The organism is Vibrio sp. T13N, from assembly GCF_032970445.1.
GTDB classification, from domain to species: domain Bacteria; phylum Pseudomonadota; class Gammaproteobacteria; order Enterobacterales; family Vibrionaceae; genus Vibrio; species Vibrio diabolicus.
The window spans coordinates 1-344 of the sequence record NZ_JAWJYE010000073.1 but is presented as its reverse complement, the minus strand read 5'-3'; the positions used below and the strand labels follow the sequence as shown (position 1 = coordinate 344).

The 344-nt window shown below is 50.9% G+C and carries 1 tRNA gene; it reads right to left on the bottom strand.

Annotated elements, in window-relative coordinates:
* Positions 1-242: 242 nt before the first annotated feature.
* Positions 243-319: transfer RNA gene (locus R2S67_RS22870), tRNA-Asp, on the bottom strand.
* Positions 320-344 lie beyond the last annotated feature (25 nt).

Genomic DNA, 344 nt, shown 5'->3' with positions numbered 1-344 from the left:
TAATAAAGGGGAGCTTTGGTAAGTAAGCACAAGGGCTCAAAACTAGCGCTCGATACTGGGACCCGGTTCAGCAGAAACCACACAGAACTGCGCAACACCTCACTCATGACAGGGCTTAGAAAGCATAGCGAAGAGGGAAGCCTGCCTCTCGATGCAAGGTTTCAATATGGAAATGGGGTTAAGGTAAGTCGGGTAATCAAAACGAAAAAAGCCCCAGTCTTTCGACTGAGGCTTAATATAAGTGGCGGAGTGGACGGGACTCGAACCCGCGACCCCCGGCGTGACAGGCCGGTATTCTAACCAACTGAACTACCACTCCGCAGTGGTATCACTCGCTTGTAATC